General features: G+C 37.7%; 20 protein-coding genes. 7 read left to right on the top strand and 13 right to left on the bottom strand.

Annotated elements, in window-relative coordinates:
* Positions 1-80: 80 nt before the first annotated feature.
* A complete protein-coding gene (locus ACZ5L8_RS13545) occupies positions 81-1,127 on the top strand; it encodes a 2Fe-2S iron-sulfur cluster-binding protein (protein ID WP_464438224.1) in 1,047 nt (348 codons plus the stop codon).
* On the opposite strand, the gene ACZ5L8_RS13540 is transcribed toward ACZ5L8_RS13545, so the two are convergent.
* From ACZ5L8_RS13540 to ACZ5L8_RS13530, 3 genes are all read right to left on the bottom strand, one after another.
* Positions 1,124-2,167 carry a glycosyltransferase family 9 protein gene (locus tag ACZ5L8_RS13540; protein WP_464438223.1) on the bottom strand — a complete coding sequence of 348 codons (1,044 nt, stop codon included), beginning with the start codon at positions 2,165-2,167 and terminating at the stop codon, positions 1,124-1,126. The genes ACZ5L8_RS13545 and ACZ5L8_RS13540 overlap by 4 nt on opposite strands.
* Entirely contained in the window at positions 2,168-2,779 is a 612-nt protein-coding gene (locus ACZ5L8_RS13535; RefSeq protein ID WP_462600119.1) for a DUF4254 domain-containing protein, read from the bottom strand.
* 78 nt (positions 2,780-2,857) lie between these two features.
* Positions 2,858-3,706 (bottom strand): DUF6427 family protein, encoded by an 849-nt coding sequence (locus ACZ5L8_RS13530; RefSeq protein WP_464438222.1) that lies wholly within the window; start codon positions 3,704-3,706, stop codon positions 2,858-2,860.
* Between the two features lie 156 nt (positions 3,707-3,862).
* Here ACZ5L8_RS13530 and ACZ5L8_RS13525 point away from each other — a divergent pair, with 156 nt between their 5' ends.
* Positions 3,863-4,117: a DUF6341 family protein gene (locus ACZ5L8_RS13525; protein WP_464438221.1), complete on the top strand. Its 255-nt coding sequence runs from the start codon at positions 3,863-3,865 to the stop codon at positions 4,115-4,117.
* Positions 4,118-4,179: 62 nt separating this feature from the next.
* Positions 4,180-4,674, top strand: a complete 495-nt coding sequence (locus tag ACZ5L8_RS13520; RefSeq protein WP_464438220.1) for a DUF6265 family protein — start codon at positions 4,180-4,182, stop codon at positions 4,672-4,674.
* A 6-nt stretch (positions 4,675-4,680) separates the two neighbouring features.
* Here ACZ5L8_RS13520 and purD read toward each other — a convergent pair whose 3' ends face one another.
* Complete coding sequence (gene purD / locus ACZ5L8_RS13515) at positions 4,681-5,952, bottom strand: phosphoribosylamine--glycine ligase (RefSeq protein ID WP_464438219.1); 1,272 nt, start codon at positions 5,950-5,952, stop codon at positions 4,681-4,683.
* A 66-nt stretch (positions 5,953-6,018) separates the two neighbouring features.
* On the opposite strand from purD, the gene ACZ5L8_RS13510 reads away from it, so the two are divergent.
* Positions 6,019-7,311: a phenylacetate--CoA ligase family protein gene (locus ACZ5L8_RS13510; protein WP_464438218.1), complete on the top strand. Its 1,293-nt coding sequence runs from the start codon at positions 6,019-6,021 to the stop codon at positions 7,309-7,311.
* On the opposite strand, the gene ACZ5L8_RS13505 is transcribed toward ACZ5L8_RS13510, so the two are convergent.
* Both ACZ5L8_RS13505 and ACZ5L8_RS13500 read right to left on the bottom strand, forming a co-directional pair.
* The gene (locus tag ACZ5L8_RS13505) at positions 7,295-8,062 is read right to left on the bottom strand and encodes a glycosyltransferase family 2 protein (protein ID WP_464438217.1); all 768 of its coding nucleotides are present in this window, start codon (positions 8,060-8,062) and stop codon (positions 7,295-7,297) included. The genes ACZ5L8_RS13510 and ACZ5L8_RS13505 overlap by 17 nt on opposite strands.
* Entirely contained in the window at positions 8,063-9,412 is a 1,350-nt protein-coding gene (locus ACZ5L8_RS13500) for an exopolysaccharide biosynthesis polyprenyl glycosylphosphotransferase (RefSeq protein ID WP_464438216.1), read from the bottom strand.
* Positions 9,413-9,591: 179 nt separating this feature from the next.
* Here ACZ5L8_RS13500 and ACZ5L8_RS13495 point away from each other — a divergent pair, with 179 nt between their 5' ends.
* Positions 9,592-10,683: a glycosyltransferase gene (locus ACZ5L8_RS13495; protein WP_464438215.1), complete on the top strand. Its 1,092-nt coding sequence runs from the start codon at positions 9,592-9,594 to the stop codon at positions 10,681-10,683.
* Here ACZ5L8_RS13495 and ACZ5L8_RS13490 read toward each other — a convergent pair.
* The 3 genes from ACZ5L8_RS13490 to ACZ5L8_RS13480 are packed head-to-tail and all read right to left on the bottom strand — an operon-like array spanning position 10,643 to position 14,206.
* Entirely contained in the window at positions 10,643-11,944 is a 1,302-nt protein-coding gene (locus ACZ5L8_RS13490) for an O-antigen ligase family protein (protein WP_464438214.1), read from the bottom strand. The two genes, ACZ5L8_RS13495 and ACZ5L8_RS13490, sit on opposite strands and share 41 nt — an antisense overlap.
* Positions 11,904-12,980 (bottom strand): hypothetical protein, encoded by a 1,077-nt coding sequence (locus tag ACZ5L8_RS13485; RefSeq protein WP_464438213.1) that lies wholly within the window; start codon positions 12,978-12,980, stop codon positions 11,904-11,906. Before ACZ5L8_RS13485 ends, ACZ5L8_RS13490 begins: the two co-directional genes overlap by 41 nt.
* Positions 12,980-14,206 carry an MATE family efflux transporter gene (locus tag ACZ5L8_RS13480; protein WP_464438212.1) on the bottom strand — a complete coding sequence of 409 codons (1,227 nt, stop codon included), beginning with the start codon at positions 14,204-14,206 and terminating at the stop codon, positions 12,980-12,982. The genes ACZ5L8_RS13485 and ACZ5L8_RS13480 overlap by 1 nt, the downstream gene beginning before the upstream one ends.
* Positions 14,207-14,370: 164 nt before the next feature.
* Here ACZ5L8_RS13480 and ACZ5L8_RS13475 point away from each other — a divergent pair, with 164 nt between their 5' ends.
* Positions 14,371-15,444: a glycosyltransferase gene (locus ACZ5L8_RS13475; RefSeq protein ID WP_464438211.1), complete on the top strand. Its 1,074-nt coding sequence runs from the start codon at positions 14,371-14,373 to the stop codon at positions 15,442-15,444.
* Here the strand turns inward: ACZ5L8_RS13475 and ACZ5L8_RS13470 are convergent.
* Genes ACZ5L8_RS13470 through ACZ5L8_RS13455 form a run of 4 tightly spaced genes read right to left on the bottom strand, consistent with a single transcriptional unit; the run spans position 15,441 to position 20,483 of the window.
* Complete coding sequence (locus ACZ5L8_RS13470) at positions 15,441-16,400, bottom strand: hypothetical protein (RefSeq protein ID WP_464438210.1); 960 nt, start codon at positions 16,398-16,400, stop codon at positions 15,441-15,443. The two genes, ACZ5L8_RS13475 and ACZ5L8_RS13470, sit on opposite strands and share 4 nt — an antisense overlap.
* Positions 16,401-16,403: 3 nt before the next feature.
* On the bottom strand, positions 16,404-18,092 hold the full coding sequence (locus ACZ5L8_RS13465) for a DUF6909 family protein (protein ID WP_464438209.1): 1,689 nt from the start codon (positions 18,090-18,092) through the stop codon (positions 16,404-16,406).
* Positions 18,093-18,113: 21 nt separating this feature from the next.
* Positions 18,114-19,610, bottom strand: coding sequence for a GH3 auxin-responsive promoter family protein (locus ACZ5L8_RS13460; protein WP_464438208.1), 1,497 nt, complete (start codon positions 19,608-19,610; stop codon positions 18,114-18,116).
* Between the two features lie 6 nt (positions 19,611-19,616).
* Positions 19,617-20,483, bottom strand: coding sequence for a M23 family metallopeptidase (locus tag ACZ5L8_RS13455; protein WP_462600135.1), 867 nt, complete (start codon positions 20,481-20,483; stop codon positions 19,617-19,619).
* Between the two features lie 116 nt (positions 20,484-20,599).
* Between ACZ5L8_RS13455 and ACZ5L8_RS13450 the strand changes: the two genes are divergently transcribed.
* The gene (locus ACZ5L8_RS13450; protein ID WP_462600136.1) at positions 20,600-20,809 is read left to right on the top strand and encodes a Sec-independent protein translocase subunit TatA/TatB; all 210 of its coding nucleotides are present in this window, start codon (positions 20,600-20,602) and stop codon (positions 20,807-20,809) included.
* Positions 20,810-20,855: the final 46 nt, after the last annotated feature.

The following is a 20,855-nucleotide window of genomic DNA, read 5'->3' as shown; positions in this document are numbered from 1 at the left end:
ACAACATCAGTATTGAAATTTATAAAAATGTTACGTTCAACCATGAATCAGATTGTAATTTTGCACCAAATAAATTTTCGATGGCTGATTTTCATTCTTTAACGATTCAGGATATAAACAGAGAAACTACCGCTGCGGTTAGTATCACTTTTGGCGTACCTCAAAACCTGCAAGAAACCTTTACATTCAAGGCAGGACAATACATTACTCTTAAGAAAAACATTGATGGTAAAGAGGTGAGACGCGCATATTCTTTATGTAGCACGCCGGCTAGTGGTTTGCTCAAAGTTGCCGTTAAAGAAGTAGATGGCGGTACATTTTCTGTACTGGCAAACAACAAATTAACCGTAGGCGAATCATTAGAAGTTCATCCACCAGAGGGAAGATTTGTTTATGAGCCTTTCGGCGAAAAGGCCGACTACGCAGCATTTGCGGCAGGAAGCGGTATTACACCGGTTATGTCTATTCTTAAAACCGTTCTAGAAGAAGAGCCGCTAAGCAGATTTTTACTCGTTTATGGTAACAAAACGGTTGAAGACACCATCTTTCACAAAGAACTACTTGAGCTTCAGCTTAAATATCCAGATAGATTATTTATAGAATTTGTTTTTAGCCGTAAGCAAGAAGGTGATTCTCATTTCGGAAGAATTGAAAGATCTACGGTAAATTTTGTGATCAAGAACAAGTTTAAAGAATACGACTTTAAGAAGTTCTTTTTATGTGGTCCAGAACCTATGGTAGAAGGCATCACAGAAACGCTTGCTGAAGCAGGTGTAGACACTGGCGATATTCTTTTTGAGCTTTTCAACACATCAGATGATGGTGAAGTAGATGCAGCTCTTGACGGTATGACACAGATCAAAGTGCTTCTGGATGATGAAGAATTTGAGTTTACCATGCCGCAAGATGAGGTTGTACTTGATGCAGTTTTAGATCAAGACATTGATGCACCACATTCTTGCCAAGGTGGTATTTGCAGCAGCTGTGTTGCAAAACTAACTAGCGGTACAGTAAAAATGCGTAAAAACATGATCCTCACAGATGATGAGGTAGAAGAAGGATTGATCCTTACTTGCCAGGCGCATCCTACCTCGCCAAGCATCACAGTGAGCTATGATGATGTTTAATGTAAAACTTTGATCACGCGATCAGCGATACGATCTGGCGATATAGTTTCCATGGCTTTTTCATAACCAGGAGGTACTTTGTTGCCATAAATTGATGTAGGTATCAGAGGAAACTTTTCGCGATCAGCGAGAAGAAGATTCTCTTCTGGTTGACCATAAGGTGCAAAACCAGCATAAGGATGTGTCACACCCCAGATGCTAATAACTGGCACGCCAAACATCGCCGCAAGGTGACCATTACCACTATCCATAGACAGCATGCCGTCTAATTGCGAAATGATCGCTAGCTCTTCACTAAAGCTAAACTTCCCTGCAACGCAGATGATCTGCTTTTGATCTTTTGCGATCTGCTCTAGCAGCGTTGTTTCTTTCTGGCCTCCGCCAAAGAGTAAGATCTTGCAATTTGCATTTGCTGCAATTTTTGTGATCGCTTCTTGCATTAACTCCAGCGGATATTGCTTGCCTTCATGTGCGGCAAAAGGAGCAACGCCAAGCCATTTGTGAGAAGAATTTTCTAGTAATTCTTGCGCTTTGTATGACAGTGAGCGCTTCGGTAAAAACTCGTTGCCTTTAAGAGAGAATGCGTAGCCCAACTGAGAAAACACATCAGCATAGCGCTGATGCGTTGTCTTTAGTGGGATGAATTTTTTATCTGTTTCGCGTGTAAGCGCTTTTTTCTCCTGTCTTCCTTTGTCTATCGTGGCACGTGGCACACCACTTATTCTAAAGAACTGTCTTAAGATCTTAGACCGTAAAACGTTGTGAAGGTCTGCTACCGCATTTATTTTGGCTGCAGCCAAAACCTTATAGAGTTTATAAAGTCCCGGCACACCTTTATGCTCGTCTTTAACCTTTGCAGGATAAAAAGTAAGATTAGGAATGCCCTGAAAAATGGGTTCAAAAAAAGGTTTGCTCACCACATGCAGGTGCAGCTCAGGATATTTTTGCGTAAGCGCGATGAGAACAGGCACAGTCATGGCAACATCTCCCATAGCCGAAAGCCGTATTACAAGAAGGTTGTTGCCTTTGTGCTGTCTCATTTATTTTTTCTGTCCGCGTAAAACAGGATTGAGTTCGTCATCATTATACATTTTCATCTGTTTGTAGACTTTCATGTATTTGTTGCCTTCCTCAATATCTTTTATAAGCGTATCTATCGCAAAACTTAGGTCTTCGCGTTGTTCAAGAAGAACGTCTAGTTTAGTTTGGCAAGCATTCTTATGTGCTTCAGAAGCATCTTCACGAGCAACTTCTTCGCGCATGTGATAGATCTTTAAAGCTAAGATAGACAAGCGATCTACCGCCCACGCAGGACTCTCAGTATTTATCGTCGCATCTTCATTTGCTTTAACCGCACTGTATTTATCTAAGAAATAAGAATCAATATATTCTACCATGTCTGTGCGATCCTGGTTAGAAGCATCGATCTTGCGTTTAAGATCTAAGGCAGCTACCGGCTCGATTTGTGGATCTCTAATGATATCTTCATAATGCCACTGCACAGTATCTATCCAGCATTTGCGGTAAAGCAAGTGCTCTATAAAATCTACATCCTTGTCATAAGGGTTTGTAAATTCTTGATATACATCGTCTTTTATATGATAATTTTCTATTGCGGTTTGAAAAACCCTGTTTGCTTTGTGTGTAAACATGAAAGTGTATTCTGGTTTATTTCGCTGCAGCGAAAATACTAATTGTGCAAAGGTATCTTATTTTAACCTTAAACCCAGCTATAAAAACAAGCTTGCCATCGGAAGCATAACAATTAGCCAGAGCAACATTTCTTTAAACCATTTGCTCTTGCTTTTTTCGATATAACGGGCGATCATGATCGCGATAAAAGGAAGCGCGATATAAAGTTCAGAGCCGTTGCGAATAGGTGAAAGTACGCCACAAACAAATACAGCGATAAGCGTTGTAATAAAGATCATGAAGTACAACGGTTTCATCTTGCGTTGTGCTTTTCCCATAAGGGCAACATATCTAAAGACACACCAGATAAAAAGCGTAAGAATTACTGAAAATGGGATGAGTAAATTTAAGTTTGAGTAGCTTGAGAAATCATAAGAAGGCAGCTCTACGTAGCTTTCAAAAAAATTAGTGAGATCTACAAAGTACAAGCCGTAAACTGTGGCGATAAGAATGATACATAAGAATGCTGCTAGTGGGATTAACCAATTGCGATAATCTTTAAAAGCATATGTGGTAATGGCTAAAAATAAAGGCACCATAAAAAGTATGGACCAGAAATAAAAAATAGAAGCAACGCCCAGCCACAGCGATGCGTCAAAGATCTTTTTCTTGATCTCTCTTTGCGAGTGTATGCTTATAATTCGCCGAAAGGCAAGCAAAACAAAAAGCATAGCAAAGATCAACCTGCCAGAAAAAAACAGATTGGGTAATGACAGTGATAGCAATATAAACGCAAGCGGTACATACGTCGCCTGGCTGGATAGCATATTCCGTTTTACGACAAAATTGAGCACCGCCATAGAGAATAAAAATACTAGAAGCGCTATGATGAGCGCGGGCAATTCTTCCGGTATATTTTCTTGATGCGGTATAAAAAATACACGCATAAAAAAGAAAATTATTGCGGCGCCTGACATCAATACGTGATGTATGGGTTTTGAAGTGCTAAAAAAGCTTGTGAGCATTATTGTTTTTGCTATTTTTGCATTGTGTTTGCCAAAGTTAGGCAAGCAAAAATAATGGACTACAAATAATACTCAATAATGGAGTTAAAGGATTTTTTCTACGGAATAGAAGATTTAGTTGTTAATGTTCTTTTTATACCTCTTGATGCGTTAAGAGATCTACAACTTGACACATGGTGGGGAGCAAACGTTTTTAACTGGGTTTTCCTTTTAATAGGTTTTGTTGCACTTGCATACTGGTTAAAGCAACTTAGAATCTTTAATGATGGAGATGATCACACATTTGAAGTTCACTCTGACGCAAACACAGAATACGAGTCTCACGCACACTAAGCGTAGCGATATATAATTGAAAACCCGCTCATTGAGCGGGTTTTTTGTTTTACTTTGGTGTTATGAAAAAGCTATTTATTTATCTCGCCACCGTATTTCTTATTATTTCTTGCAAAGAGGGGAATAAAAAATCATCTCAACCTGAAGAAACTTCTACAGTTCAGAAACTGAATTTTGATTGGCTTCAAGGAAAATGGAAAAGGCAAAATGATGAAGCCGGTAAGCAAACATTTGAGAACTGGAAGAAAATTTCAGAAGATCAATATGCTGGGGAAGGTTTTACCATGCAAGCGGCAGATACCGTTTGGCAAGAAAATATGCAGATTTTTAAACTAGAAAATAATTCATGGAAACTTCGCGTGATCGACCCCAATGCGCAAGACACTGTTTTCTTTGATCTTGCGCAGTTAACTGAAAATTCTTTTGCTTTTGAAAATAATGAAATAGAATTCCCAAACCTTATAAGTTACTCAAAAGATGGAGCAACTGCATTTACAGCAAAGGTTGAGGGAAGCGATATGGAAATTGATTTTAAGTTTGAAAAGCTTAATAAATAAGCTCAATTACAGATCAAAACCTATATCCTTGCGATAGTTCATTTTGTCAAACTTGATCTTCTCAATATTACTGTAAGAAGTTTCTAGCGCTTTTTTAAAGTCATCAGCAAGCGAAGTAACCGCCATTACACGACCTCCAGAAGTAATTACATTCTCACCATCAACATTGGTTCCTGCATGAAAAACAGTTGAACTTGTCACGCCTTCAAGACCGGTAACCACTTTGCCTTTTTCATAACTTTCTGGATATCCACCAGAAACCAGCATCACAGTCGCTGCAGATTGCTCATCAACTTCAAGCTGAGTTCCTTCTAGCGTTTCAGTGCTTACTTTGTCAAAAAGTTCAACAAGATCTGTTTTGATACGTGGCAGTACAACCTCAGTTTCTGGGTCGCCCATACGCACATTATATTCTATTACAAAAGGGTCATCACCTACTTTGATCAAGCCGATAAATATGAAACCTTTGTATTCAATTTCTTCTTTTTTAATTCCTTCAACGGTAGGGATCACAATGCGTTCTTCGATCTTTTTCATGAACTCAGCATCTGCAAATGGCACAGGAGAAACAGCTCCCATTCCGCCGGTGTTTAATCCTTTGTCACCTTCACCAATGCGTTTGTAATCTTTAGCTGTAGGTAAAGTAACATGAGATTTTCCATCGGTAAGTACAAAAACACTCAACTCGATACCATCAAGAAATTCCTCAATAACCACGGTCTCGCTGGCAGCACCAAATTTCTGATTGGTTAACATATCCTCGAGTTCGCTTTTGGCTGTAGCCAAATCATCTAAGATCAAAACACCTTTACCCGCCGCAAGTCCGTCTGCCTTTAAAACGTAAGGAGCATTAAGCGTCTCCAGGAATTTCTTACCAGCCTCCAGACTTTTTGCCGTGAAGCTCTCGTAAGCCGCCGTCGGGATGTTGTGCATCGCCATGAATTCTTTAGCGCGCTCCTTGCTTCCTTCTAGCAAAGCACCGCGTTTTGAAGGACCTATAACTTTTACATTTTTCAGCGCGTCGTCTGTTTTAAAGAAGTCAAAAACGCCTTCTACAAGTGGAGCTTCTGGACCCACAACAACCATATCAATTTCCTCATCCAGCACTAGTTTTTTGATCGCGTCAAAATCTGTCACACCAATATTCACATTGGTAGCGATCGTGTGTGTACCGGCATTTCCTGGCGCTACAAAAAGCTTGTCGCAATGTTTACTTTCTACAATCTTGTGCGCAAAAGTGTGTTCGCGACCGCCATTACCAAGGATAAGGATATTCATGTTTATCGAGTTTAATTGAGCCTTCAAAATTAATTGTTTGTAAATTGAACCGCTAATATTTATCTCTTGAATTTATTCGATTTTAGCTTACGCATCAAAGGTTTTGATATCGACACCGCTCGTGAGAAACTTGCTGAGATCAAAGCGCAAGAACCTGCCGCTTTTTTAGCGCAGCAAAAGCTTGAGATCGTCAAATTTCATCTAGAGAACAATACTTTTTATCAAAAACTTGCCGCAAACGCTGATCCAGCAAAGTGGCAAAATTTACCTGTTCTTACAAAAGCAGATCTGCAGCAACCGCTTGCAAACAGGCTTTCTTCTGGTTTTACGCCAAAAAATACACACGTACATAAAACCTCGGGTTCCTCCGGGCATCCATTTATTTTTGCGAAAGATAAATTTTGCCATGCGCTCTCGTGGGCATCAGCGTTTGCGATGTATGCTGAGGAAGGTTTGGATTTAAAAAATTCGCTTGAAGCCCGATTTTATGGTATTCCCGCTACTGGAATTGCGAACAAAAAAGAACGGTTAAAAGACACTTTAAGCAACCGCTGGCGCTTTCCTATTTTTGATCTGTCTGATAAAAATCTTGCGAGATTTGTAGCTGCCTTTCGGCGAAAAAAATACGGACACATCAACGGCTACACGAGCAGTATCGTTGCTTTTGCAAAATATCTCAAACAACAAAATCTCATCCTGAAAGAAATCTGCCCCACGTTGACGCATTGCATCGTGACGGCTGAGGTGCTTTTTGAGGATGACCGAGAATTGCTTGAGCAGCAATTGGGCATCCCCGTTTATAATGAATATGGCGCAAGCGAACTTAATATTATTGCAATGGCGCGTGCAGGAAAGCCTTTAAAAATTGACTGGCCACTGCTTTTTGTCGAGGTGCTTGATGAAGAAAATAAACCTGTAAAAGAAGGCGAAGTTGGTAAAATTGTGGTGACTTCGTTATTTAATAAAGCACATCCGTTCATCCGTTATGAGATAGGCGATTTAGGAAGTGTGATCATAAAAAATGGAGCACAATACATCACAAAACTTGAAGGAAGAACCAGTGATTTTGCCGTTTTGCCCAGTGGTAAAAAAATCCCTGGATTGGCGTTCTATTATCTCACTAAAGAAGTGATCACAGACGCAGGTTCAGTAAAGGAATTTGTTATTATTCAGACGGCAGTTGACGCTTTTAAAATTGAATATGTGGCTGATTCAGAATTTGATGATTTGGCTACAGCCAAAATAAAAAAAACACTAGAAAAGTATGCAGAAGGTGGATTACAGTTGGTTTTTGAAAGAAAAGAAAACCTTGACCGCTCAAAACGCGGAAAGTTGAAGCAGTTTACTTCGTTGCTTTAGTTTGTTGCGGTTTTACAAAAAAATGTTCCCAGAGAAAGCGAGACATTAAGAATGCACTTTTAATTTTAGAAAAACCTAAATGCTCGTGATAAACAGCAAAGTTGTATTTGAGCATTTCGATCTTGTTTGAAGAAATCGAATTTTTCCTGATGCGATAGTCGGCTAGAATTTCTAGAATTCCGTGTGCTTTTCCTGCTTTTTTAACGAGCGTTAACCAGAAAGCCCAGTCTTGTCTTTTTCGCAAAGTGGGCATAAAAACCTTCCCGAAAAATTTTGAATCATACACCGCTGTAAGATTCCCGATGTAATTAGAGCGAAGCATTTTTTTTAAGTCTACTTCAGGAAGTGCTTCAACATTTTGATTTAAAGAGCTTCCGTTTTCATCTATCAAATTATAAGATGTAAATGAGATCTTAGCACCAGATTTTTCCATAAATCGGACTTGTTTTTCCAATTTTTCTGGGCGCCATAAATCATCTGCGTCCAGGAAGGCGATGAAATTTCCTGTGGCGTTTTTTATGCCAAGATTTCGTGCTGCGCCTGCTCCAGAATTTTCATCGAGTTGCAAAGGTTTTATGCGGGGATCACTTTTGGCGAAAGCCAAAACTTTATCATAACCATCATCTGTAGAAGCGTCGTTTATGATGAGCATTTCCCAATCTGTGAAGGTCTGGGCGAGCACAGATCGTATGGTTTGCTCAATAAAGGCAGCCGAGTTGTAAAGCGGTGTGATGATAGAAACTTGCGGCATTTAGTACGCTTTAGGGTCGCCTTTTATGAGTTGGACGATCGTCTTTGCAATAATACGTACGTCCATGAGGAGCGACCAATTTTCTAGATAAAAAATATCGTAACGCACGCGGTTAATGATGTCGCTGTCTTTCTCAACTTCGCCACGGTAACCGCTTATTTGTGCAAGGCCGGTAATACCAGGTTTTATAAGGTGTCGCACCATAAATCGCTCTACGCGTTTTATGTAATCTTCGTTGTATTTTACCATGTGTGGGCGAGGTCCTACAACAGACATTTCGCCTAGGAGCACGTTGTAAAATTGAGGAAGTTCGTCTATGCTGGTGCGTCTAAGAAAACGACCTATTTTAGTCACGCGGGCGTCATCTTTTATCACCTGATCAATATCTTCTGGGTCACGCCACTTCATCGATCTGAACTTGTAACAATGAAATTCTTTATACCCTAAACCATTGCGCACATGTTTGTAAAAAACAGGTCCCTTAGACTCTAGTTTGATCAAGATCGCAAGCAACGGTGTGAGCCAAGAAAGGATGGTGATAAAAACTAACGAAGCTACAAGAATGTCAAAAAATCTCTTGAGGACTTTATTTCTGAAATGATCAAGCGGAATTTCTCTAATAGAAATAATGGGCGTAATGCCGTAGTATTGAAACTGCAATTTTCTCGAGAGAACCTCTTTGCTGTCTGGCAGGAATTTAAGCGTGATAAAATTGTTGTCTGCAAAGGCAACGATCTGCGCTATTTCTTTATTTGAGAACTCAGAAATGGAGCAATAGATCTCATTTATCGCGTTTTCTTTAATGAACGTAAAGGCGCTTTTTAAAGAGGTTTCTGGTGTTTTAAAATTAAAAAGTTTTACAAGAATATAGCCGTATGCAGGATCTGTGGTAAAAAATTCTGAGAGTTTTTTTGTCTTAGAATTAGATCCTAAAATGACCACTCTTCTAAGATTTTTTCCGGCTTTGATGCGTATGTTTTTAAGGATCGTAAAAACAAATATTTTAGCAAAACCTATCGTAACAAAGGTGTAAAGAAGATATTTTAAAGCGTATTGAAACTCGTAAGAGATGTTTTGGCTTAAGCCAAAAAATGAAAAAATTACAATCCCAAAAACAGCGAATTGTTTTAAAAGTAAGTACAATATCTTGAGCAATGGAGTAAAGCGGAATACTTCATAAAACCCTAAAATATTAGCGACTACAAACCACGCAACAGAGCAATAAACACAGAAATATATATTGAATGGATTAGAAAGATCAAGAATAGAAGAGATCCATATTATTGAAATGAGATCAATAAAAAATAGAATAAACCGTATTGAAGGTCTTTGAGTATTTCTTGATTGCATAAAACGCTTCTGTTATAGCAAAATAGTATGTTTGTTATGTTTTAAAAAAGAATATTATCAATTTGTTGAATTAATTTTAGTTGTCGATAATTACTGAGATTTCGACTGTCTTTTTGATATTACCCGTCTATGAAAGCTTTAAACATTCGTGTTTTAAATAAAAACTGTAGTCTTTAAATATGAATACGTTAAAGGTTGTACACATTGTGGAGGCTTTAAGCGCTGGGATACATTCTTATTTAAAGGATCTGGCGAGGGTTTTTGACACGATAGACAATGTTGAAACAACGATAATTTATAGCGATAAACGAAAGGAAATAGATGCGCTTAAAGTGAGAGAAGATTTCCCTGAGTCTACAAAGATGATCATGGTGCCAATGCAAAGGGAAATAGCACCATTTGCTGATATAAAATCCTACGCTTTATTAAAGCAAAAGCTTAAAGAGATTCAACCAGATGTTGTACATCTACATTCTTCTAAAGCTGGTGTAATAGGCAGAATAGCGGCAAGCGCTTTAAAGCCTAAACCTAAGATCTACTATACGCCGCATGGGTATTCTTTTCTCCGTAAGGATGTTTCTCCTTTTACGCGCAGCGTATATCGAACCATTGAAAAGAGTATGCAAAAACTTTATGGAGGTGTGACGATCGCTTGTGGTGATACAGAGTTTGAGTATGCAAAAGCATTGGGGTCATCACGCTTGGTGCGAAATGGTGTGAACTTTTTGAAATACGAAGGTGTGGTAAAAAGCGACTTTAAAGAAAAGCAGCAGCTCACCGTTGGGATCGTAGGCAGGATCACAGCGCCAAGGCGTCCAGAGCTTTTTAATCGCATTGCAGAAGCAAATCCTCAATTCAATTTTGTTTGGGTAGGAGATGGAGAGTTGAGAGATGTTCTAGTCGCTAAAAACATCAAAGTTTCAGGATGGTTTTACAATAGTAGCGATGTTCTTAATTGTTTAAAGAATATTGATATATATATTCAAACATCTGCTTGGGAAGGTTTACCCATCGCTCTGCTAGAAGCTATGGCTTTAAAAATTCCTGTATTGGCAACTAATGTAGTGGGCAATAAGGATGTTATAAGATCAGGTGAAAATGGTTACTTATTTAAAGATGAAAAAGAGGCATCAGTCATTCTTAAAACACTATCTGATTTTGAAAAAAGAAGTGAGATTGGGATGAACGGTTATTTGACTTGTAAAGAAAGATTCAACAGTTCAAAAAACTTTAAAAATCTCGCTGAAGTTTACCAGAACGCCCCGCAATAGATAAACTGGCAAAAATGCTGAGCCAGAAGGCGGCAAATACAATTCCGTCATAACGAATAAGAAAATCGTCAACTAAATTAGAAGTAAAGAAGATCCAGAAAAATACGACTGCTATTATACTCCCAGATCTAAGGCCAAGTTTGAAAATATAAACAAAGTAGATACATAAGCCTATAAAGCCAATAACTCCAAATTTGATAAGAAAATCTAAGAATTGATTATGTGCAGGAAAGGCAAATATGTGTAAGAAATTTTGATCAGTTTCTTTGTAATATCGGGTTAAAGCGCTTTTTCCGTCTGCGGCTCCAGTTCCAAAAGGCAGTTCTTTTATGCCTAATTCTCCTGCCGACTTCCAAATGCTCAATCGTGTAACTAAACCATTGAAAACCTCTGCTTCTGGATTCTCAATTTTATCAAGCTCTCCTACTTTATCAATATGAGCAAAAGTCACTCTGGTGAACTTTTCTGTTGTATGCGGGTAGAGTAAAGAGAAGGTAAATAGCAGAGTCAATAAAACAACGGCCAAAGCGCCAGTTCTTAAAAGTATCTTTTTAAAATTCCATTTGTTCTTATAGAATATCACGAGAGTAAAAAGACAGCAAATAAAAGCATTGATCAATGCAAGTCTTGTATTGACATAAAGAAGCATAAGCACCGAAACCAAGTAGTAGCCTATAGAAAAAAGCTTATTATTCAAGGGTTTACGATCTCTAAAAGATCGTAAGAGAAAATAGAAATTTATAACAACAGCAAAAGCAACATGCATATTTAATGCTGGGCCATGAGTGTTCACACTTTCGGCTAGTTTATAGCCCATTTCCCAAAGATCAACACCTTGAATGTATTTTGTGAATAGATCATTATAAAGAATGATAAATCTAATAAGGCAAAAGAGCAGGATCAAGGTAAATGCTCTTGCATACCATTTAAATAGGAAATAAAAATCTATAGTTTTCCTACTTCCTATAATTAAAAGCGGTAACAGTAATAGTGAAACTCGTTTTTCACCATGTTTAATGGCTTCTGAGAATGAACTGTTATTCCAGACAAAAATTATATCTAGTAGAAATGGTATAGCAATTAACAGGATGTTTTTGCACTTCAGGCTGTTAAATGAAAAGCTTCTGAAATTGAGGCCGCTATAGATCAGAAAACCTATTATGAGAAACGTACCAATACTTCTAAACACTAAAAATGAAGAAAGTATGATCAGTACGATCTCATAGTGTTTGTTCGAGCTTCCTTTCCCTAAAAAAGTCATAATAAAGCGCTAGATAGATTAAAAGAAAGACTCCCGTTTTATGCTTCATGGCAGATCCTAGATCAGGTTCAAAAATTCCTTGAATAACAAAATACGAGAATACAAAAAAGAGACCCCAAAGCTCATAGGCATAACGATCCTTTTTTTGCAAACAGTTTATAAGATTAATATAAAGCAATATAAACAAAAGTGTTTGCCACGCTACGAATAATAGAATTTGAGGAGAAAGAATAAACTTCAATCCGTTAATAGGAATATTGACCGAGAAAAAGCCATAAACAATACTTATAGATTCTCCATACCACGTATCTGTAAGCACAGGTGAGGTGATCATAGAATTTGCGTCTGGAGAATTTTTTCTAAACAAATTAAGCTCCTCACGAGTACTTTGTGAGAAGAATTCACCTTTTATAAAGCCGTATGAAAGCGAAAGAATTATTGTAACCAGTAGAGCAAGAGATATTGTTACAAAGGCCTTATTGCGCAGTTTTATCTTGCTTATTAAAAACATCACAATAGATAGCGGTACAATCAAAACCATATAAGGCCTGTAAAACAAACCAAATAAAAAGAATACCATCAAGCATATTAAAACAGTTTTGTTTCTTGAATATGTTTTTTTCACAAGAAGAAAAGCAACAGGAGATAGCGCGATAAATGTCAAGAATTCCTTACTAGGCATACCTAGATAAATGGCCACAAAAACCATCGTTAGATATATCACCACATTTCTTAAGGTAAGTAGATGGAAGTTTTTAGGAATACCGAGCTTACTCACAATAAAGTAAATAGTTGATAATTGAATAATTCCTATACCTGGAAAAGGCAATTTGTAGAGGCCGGTTATGTGATAAAATAAAATAGTAAGAGGATAACTACCGTTAAAACCAGCTTCATTATAAGGGTCTTGAGCTATTGTATTGGCATCATAAAAAAATCTTTCGGGAAGTACAAAAGAAGACACAACACCTAATAGAATTGTTGTTATGGCTATAAGCCAAAAGACAAAAACATTCTTTTTTATAACAACGCTCATTAATGTATCGCAATTTTAATTTTATCCTTTTTATAGATAATTAAAGCCGAAGCTCTACTCCAAAAAACAGTTGAAATTGATGATGCTATTGCAGCACCATTTAAACCAAATTCAGGAATCAACAAGCTGTTTAAAATGATATTCATGACCACACAAAACATCAGAATATATTGAAAAACCCTTTGTTTTCCTGTCATGTTTAAAAACATAGGCCCAATGGCACATGTAACACTTATAAAATGTCCTATCACTAATATAACTAACGCGCCTGATGCTTCACTATAGCTTTCGCCAAAAAAACTCAGGAGGAACTTAGGAAAAAGCAAGGCGATCACAATGATAGGCAAGGATAAAAAAACGATGATCCTGGTGTATTTTTTTATGATCTGTTGAAGAGCGACGCTTTCATTTATTGCATAAAGCCGTGCAATGTCTTTTGCGATAAAGGCATTAAATGTTGTTGTGATGGTTGAAAGTATGAGAATTATTTTCATGCAAATGGAATAAAAAGCAACATCTTGAAATTGCCCATATCTTTTTATGAAAATAACATCTACGCTCAATAGTAAAAAAAGCCCCAATGAACTTACAGCCATGGGATATGACTTGTGAAGTATAGAGGATAACCGAGTTTTAATAGGTGATGCAGTCCCTTTTTTTTGATAAACGATTATGCTGCTTATTATTGCTAAAACCACAAAACCAATTAAATAGAAATTTACGATCAAGTCTTGTCTGTCAAAAACGTACAGCAACACGGCAACAATGAGTAAGGGAGAATATTTAATAACACCTCTAAAAAGTTCTGAAAGATTGACCTTGTCTTTTGCTCTAATATATTCTGTATTTAAAATGGAGAGGCAATAAAAAAAAAGCGCCAGAGAACACTTTGTCACAATTATAAAAGAGATATTCTCTGTAAAAAAATAACCGAATATCTGTTGAGGTATTAAAAAAATAGTCAAACCAATTAGCAGACAAGCGATCGCTATTAACAACACCATTTTTAAATAGATCGAGTGTAGATCGCCTGTAGAATTATTTTTCTCAAGAATACCTGCAAAAAGTAAAATAGATTGATCTGTGCCTAGCAGCGCAACGCTTCCTAGTAGCAATAATATTGATCTTGAGAACTCATACTGCCCCACATAATCTGCATTATAGAAGTTTGTGAGAAAGAGAGTTATGGCAAACAAAAGAAAAATCCCGAGAAATCGAAGAGCCAAAGCAGAAAAGCTTTTTTCACCTAAAATGCGTTTAAAGATTTCTGTAAAAAGCTCTTTGATGAGTGTGCGAATTTTGAGATAAGATATGCAAAGCTAAAGTATGAAATTTTTAAGTCTGCTTAAAATAGATAAACTAGACTTACATTTGAATCTAAAACTTTTAAATGAGGCTGTTGCACATAATTAATAATCTAGAAAAGGGAGGAGCAGAGCGTCTTTTAGTTGATAGTTTGCCACATTATGAGGCGCATGGTTTTGACGTAAGTCTGCTAACTCTTACTGGTTCAAAGGGCAACTTTTATGATGAGTTAAATAGTAAACTCAAGAATAAGATCATAAATCTTGAATTTAAAAGCGCTTACAACCCGTTAATCGCTGTTAAGCTGCGTAAATATTTACAGAATTATGATGTTGTTCATGTGCATTTGTACCCTAGTCTTGTTTGGACTTTTATGGCTGCAATGGGTATAAGTCCCAAGATAATTTATACAGAACATGCCGTTATACCAGAGAAACGCAAGAGTCTTAAATATTTAGACAAGTTCATTTTTAAACGGTTGTCAAAAGTTATTTGTGTTTCTTCAGTTGTAAAACGATCACTTTGTGAATATATAGAGTTACAAGAAGAAAACATCTGCGTGATTCAAAATGGAGCTGATCTCGCAAAATTTAAGGATGTTAAACCCATGCGTAGAGAATCTTTTGGCTTAAGCCAAAACGACTTCGTCTCAATACAAGTTTCAAATTTTAAACCTGAAAAGGATCAAGAAACATTAATTAGAGCACTAGCGTTATTACCCGAAAGACATAAACTCATTCTCGTGGGCGAAGGAAAAACACAAGAAAGCGCCATTGATCTGGTTAAAGAAAAAAAGCTTGAAGACCGAGTCTTATTTCTTGGAAAGCGAGATGACGTTGCTGCGCTTATTGCGATGAGTGATGTTTTTGTGTTGTCTTCTAATTTTGAGGGATTTGGTTTAGCAACTCTTGAAGGGATGGCCTCTAAAAAACCAGTGATCGTCTCAGATGCGCAAGGGTCTGTAGATCTTGTGGGAAATTCGGGTTTAATTTTTAAAAGAAAAGATCACAGCGGTTTAGCACAAATGATGTCAAAACTTGAAAATGACCCTGCGTTCTACAGCAATGTAGCTGAGAAGTGTTTTGAGCGATCTAAAGAATTTGACATCTCAAGAATGATAGGATCTTACATCTCTGTTTATAATGAGATCGCTGGCTAGTAGTTATACTTCTTGTAACCTCTAATCAATAAGATCAACAAGAGATATATTGCTACAAAAACTACTGGCAATAGTATGTGGAGCTTATGTATAATACTCTTTTTAGAAGTGAATTCTGGTTTATTTATTACATAAACGATGTTCTGTAGTTTATAGAGCGCAATATCAATGTTTTCATTTTCTAGTAATAACAGGTTTTTTTGACCTATTGCGTTATTAATATTGATGCCTTCGTTAGAATTTATAGAGATCTCTTTAGCGGCTTGCGTTCTTTTAAGCGATTGATTTACATTCACTAACATTGAGTCAATTTGCTCTATGCTAAATGCATTTGCTTCTTTTTTAGCAAGTAAATGCTTCTTTTTTATGTCGTTTAATTGAGCAAGAAATTCATTGGTATTTATAAAACGCATAAAACTATCAAGATCCTCGCTTGAGAAGTATGGATCTAAAGACAATGTTATTTTGTGGTATTCATAGTCTAGTTTAAACAGTTCAGACTGAAAGAAACCTTCTTTTGTATCAACATTTTCAAGAAGAAGTATCACCTGCTCATCAGTATAATCACTCTCTTTATATTTAGAAAGCAAATCATCAATTTCTATAACAGGTTCAATCTCTACTTCCTTGATCGTATTTGTCAAGTTGTTATTTTGAAGAAATGCGTTGTCGTCATCATTAAGCTTATCTTGAAGCACTTCTAGCTTATTGTAGAGAAACTGCATGTTCTCTACTTTAGTACCTACGATGATCTCAGTTTCAAGTTTGTCATCTACAAAATTGTTTATGACGATACTTAAAACCACACCTAAAACTATTAGTCCTAAAATTATAAAAGCCTTCTTGATCAAGAATCTAAGAAACGAAAATAAAGCAGCAATTATGCTATTTGCAAATTGACCTATTTTATTAAAAATCATTGTGATATCCACCTCTTGATTCTCTTTTGACGTCATAGTTTAGCCCTTAAAAATTTGTTCTAAGATCTTCTCAGTAATTAAATACGTGGGTTTTACTCCAGTGGTTCCTAAGCCGCCAGAGGCTAGAGTGCTTCCGGTTTCTAGAGGATTATCAGAGGCGTAATACGCATATCTTACTTTTACATCACTGCTTATGCTGCCCCTTAATTTGGCGGAAGCCTGAATCGCTTTTTGATAATGCGCACCCTCCATCTCTAGACCAATTACGTCCCATGTACTTTCGTGAAAAAACTTCAGAATATCTCTATTTTGCAGCGATGTGCCCAACACTGTGATCATTGCGCCTTCATAAACATCAATGCCGTGACCTTCAAGATCATTTTTTGAAAGTTCGTTATCAAACGGATAATTATCTGCCGTGCCCTCAAATAAATGCGCCTTTGGGATCATAATATCTCCCTTGCCACCTTCTAAAATCCCGGCTTTACCCATTATAGAAATACTTTTGACGTCAAGATAGTGAGTTTTTTCGCCTGAAGCATAAGGTTTTAATAATTCTTCCATGGTTTCATATGCTTGCTCACCAAAGGCATAATCCATCACGATGATCACAGGTTCTTTTCCTGCTTCGTATTCCTGATGGCAAAAAGAGTTTTTGGACACATCCAAAGCTGCTGTGTCAAAAATCTGCACATCTATATTTGTACCGCTGTGATCTGGTATAAAAGTCATGCCGTGAGCTAGCGCAGTTTTCTCAACTCGAGCTCGTGTTTTACCGGCAGAAGAGTCGCTTAGCGCCTCGTAGATCTCAAGATTAGATTTCTTCTCTAATTCTTTTTTAAGCGCCACAGGAGCAAATAAAGTGTTCATCACACTGTGCATATTTGCACTGATGATATGTAACGGGCGATCAAGCAAATTCTTTTTCTGCAGGATCGCTTTAATATTATCTGCCCACACTTCACCATGAATGTGATGGCCTAAACGCTCTCTAAGCACAGGAGAAAAAGTAACGATGCGTTTTTCATTTTCGGCAACCTCTTCAATCGCGCGTTTTCCTAGCCAATAAATCACCTCTAAAAAACGCTTAGGATTGTTAGGCTGGGCAAATTTGCCTAGCATCTCATTAACCTCTTTAAAGGTTCTCCCTAAGATATTTGCTGTATGACTCAAGGCAATCTCACGATCTTGCCTATTGAGCTCTTCTTCTTGTAAAACAGCCGCTTCTAGCTTTTGCCAGTCGCGAGTGGTGCTGCCATCTTCATTAATGATTACTCTTCTAGAGATCTTATGAGACTCAATGAATAGAAAAGTAAGATGTGTAAGAATATCGTAGATCTCACTACGACCTCTTGTGATCTCAATATTCATTTGTTCATCATCAATGCGGTAGCAGTTGCGACGACGTTTTGGCGGAACAATAGGCGTGAAGTGAGAATCTTTGTATCCCTCATCACTAGTAAGATTGATATATCTACATTCTTCAATTCCCAGCGGTAAACGATCTATCACATAATGCAAGCCATAAAGCTCTACTTTTTCATCAGCGATCGTCCCATAAATTTCTGGTCTTAAGATCAACAATGCTTCACGCAAGGTTTCACCACTTACACCCATAGGCTTATAAAAACCACGGTTAAACAGGTGTCTCATTGTGATATACATGCGCTCTATCGCAGCAGAACTCTCTTGTGCGCGTGTTCTTCCAGAATTTTTATTCATACTCATAATAATCAAATATACCCTAAATTAAGCGGTTGCTTCAGTTAGTGCATCAGCAATTTTCCTGTCGTTTGCCAGTCGCGGCAGTTTGTTTTGACCGCCCAGTTTTCCTTGTGATTTCATGTATTCATGAAACCCGCCAGTAGGCACAACAGTTATTTTTAGCGGTTGTAAAACCTTACCTGTGATCAGGTCGTTATAATAGCTATTTTGTTTTTGTAGCGCTTTGTCTAGCCTTTCGGCGAAAGCCATAAAATCATGAGGTCGCTGGCTAAATTCTATAAACCATTCATGATACGGCAGGCCTTGCGCGGGATTGATCTGCGGTGCAACAGTGAATTCATTAACCTCTGCATCTACTTCTGAAAGTGCGCTAGCCATGGCTTCATCAACCTCTTTGCCTATTACGTGCTCACCAAATGCCGAAATAAAATGTTTAATTCTGCCAGTAACGACCACACGGTAAGGAGACGTTGAGGTAAACATCACCGTGTCGCCCACATTGTAACACCACAAGCCAGCATTTGTGCTTACCAGCATCACATAGTTTACATCTTTTTCTACTTCGCTTATCGTGTAGCGTCTGGGATTTTCATCAAAAAAAGTATCAGCCTTTACAAACTCATAGAAAATACCCGAATCAAGTAACAGCAACATACCATTTGCCTCCTGCTTATCCTGAAAAGCAAAAAATCCTTCGCTCGCAGGATAAAGTTCTATGCTGTTGATCTCGCGACCTATTAATTTTTTAAACGTCTGTTTGTATGGCTCAAAATTTACACCGCCATAAATAAACAGATCAAAGTGTGGGAAAATCTCTTTTACAGTCTCTTTACCCGTAGCTTTTATAAGTCGTTCAAAATACATTTGCACCCACGGCGGAATACCGCTGATAACGCTCATTTTTCGGGATTTTGTTTCCTCAACAATGGCGTCAACTTTATTTTCCCAATCATCTATGCAGTTAGTTTCCCAACTAGGCATTCTATTTTTTTGAAGATAGCTTGGCACATAATGCGCCACGATCCCAGAGAGTCTGCCGGTTTTTATGCCGTTAACCTCGTTCATTTCTGGGCTTCCTTGCAAAAAGATCATTTTACCATCAACAAAGTTAGATTTACCAGTTTCATTGATGTAATGTAAAATGGCGTTGCGCGCCGCATTGATGTGCGACGGCATAGAATCTTTTGTGATCGGGATATATTTTGAGCCAGAAGTAGTACCAGAAGTTTTTGCAAAATACAGCGGTTTACCCGGCCATAAAATATCTTCTTTACCTTCTACTACAGGTTCCACGTAGTGTTTTAACGCTTCATAATCTCTTATAGGTACCCTTTCGGTGAAATCTTTAAAAGAGCGTATGGACTTAAAATCGTGGTCTTGTCCAAACTGAGTATTTTTCGCGGAAGCGATCAAGGCATCAAAAACGCGTTGCTGCGTTTGTGCAGGTGTATTGATCCACTTTAAGTCTTTTTTTACAACTCGGCGAGCAAAGATCTTTGCAGCAACTGACTTTAAAGACATAATTTTTTATTCAAAATCGATATAATTTGTTGGGTCTACGGGATAGCCAGCGCTCCACAATTCAAAGTGAAGGTGCGGCCCGGTAGAGTATTCGCCTGTATTGCCAGCGGTGGCGATCACTTCGCCAGCTTTAACAAGATCTCCTTGAGATTTGCTTAGCGACGCATTGTGTTTGTAGGCGCTTATCATGTTGTTGCCATGCTCAATGATCATGACATAGCCGGTTTCGGCCGTCCATTCTGCAAAGATCACGGTGCCATCTGCCACAGCTTTAATAGGCGAATCTTTTGGCACAACCACGTCTACGGCATAATGCTTCTCATCACGATCATAACCTTGTGTGATGCTTCCCTTTACTGGTGGAAAAAGAGCGATAGAAGCTGTGGGCGATGCCGCCTGAAAAACATTGTATCTATCTTCTCTTTCTACCTGCTCGCGGAGTAAAGAATCTTCTCTAGAAACAGGAACGGTAACCTCGCCAGTTTCGGTAGGCATGGCTGCTAAAATAGAATCTCTATTAAAATCTATGTCCTTAACATCGCCGGTAAGCACCTTGCGAATGCTGGCATAGTATTGCTCGTTGATGTCTAATTTTCGCTTAAGCGAATCTGTCTCTTCTATAAGATCTGTGGCTTGTTTTTGTAAAGCTGTAGACGAGTAACCAGGGATATATTCTCTAAGCGGAGTGTAAGCTATTAATATGGTAGTAATGGCAATTAAAGCGATTGCAGAAAACCCAAAGAGGATAAAAACATTTAACCTGTTTAATTTGAAGGAAACGCGTTCCTCAAAGGTGTCTTCATTTAAAATTACTAGCCTGTATTTGTGTAACAGCTTTTTCTTGAGCCTCTTTTTTTCTTTCTTTTTGGCCATAATTTTTAACTATACTGCAAATATACAGGTATTTTAGAGGAGGTTTATGCTAAAGTTTAATAAGTAACGTTATAAAAAGTATATTCTTACTATCTTTACAATCTAAATTTTATCACATGAATGCATTAGCTATATTTTTAGGAATGATCGGTCCATGGCAAATTGCTTTGATCGTATTGGTCGTATTGTTGCTGTTTGGAGGAAGAAAAATTCCTGAATTAATGAGAGGATTGGGAAGTGGTATCAAAGAATTTAAAGATGCTTCTAAAGAAGAGGATGCTCCTTCTCACAAAGACGAGAAAATAGAAGAGCCTAAAAAGTCTTAATTATTTAGGTTTTAAAAATATAAATAGCCCGTTTCAATTGAAACGG

It is taken from the genome of Leeuwenhoekiella obamensis, from assembly GCF_055391795.1.
This window is presented reverse-complemented; position numbering and strand designations above follow the sequence as displayed.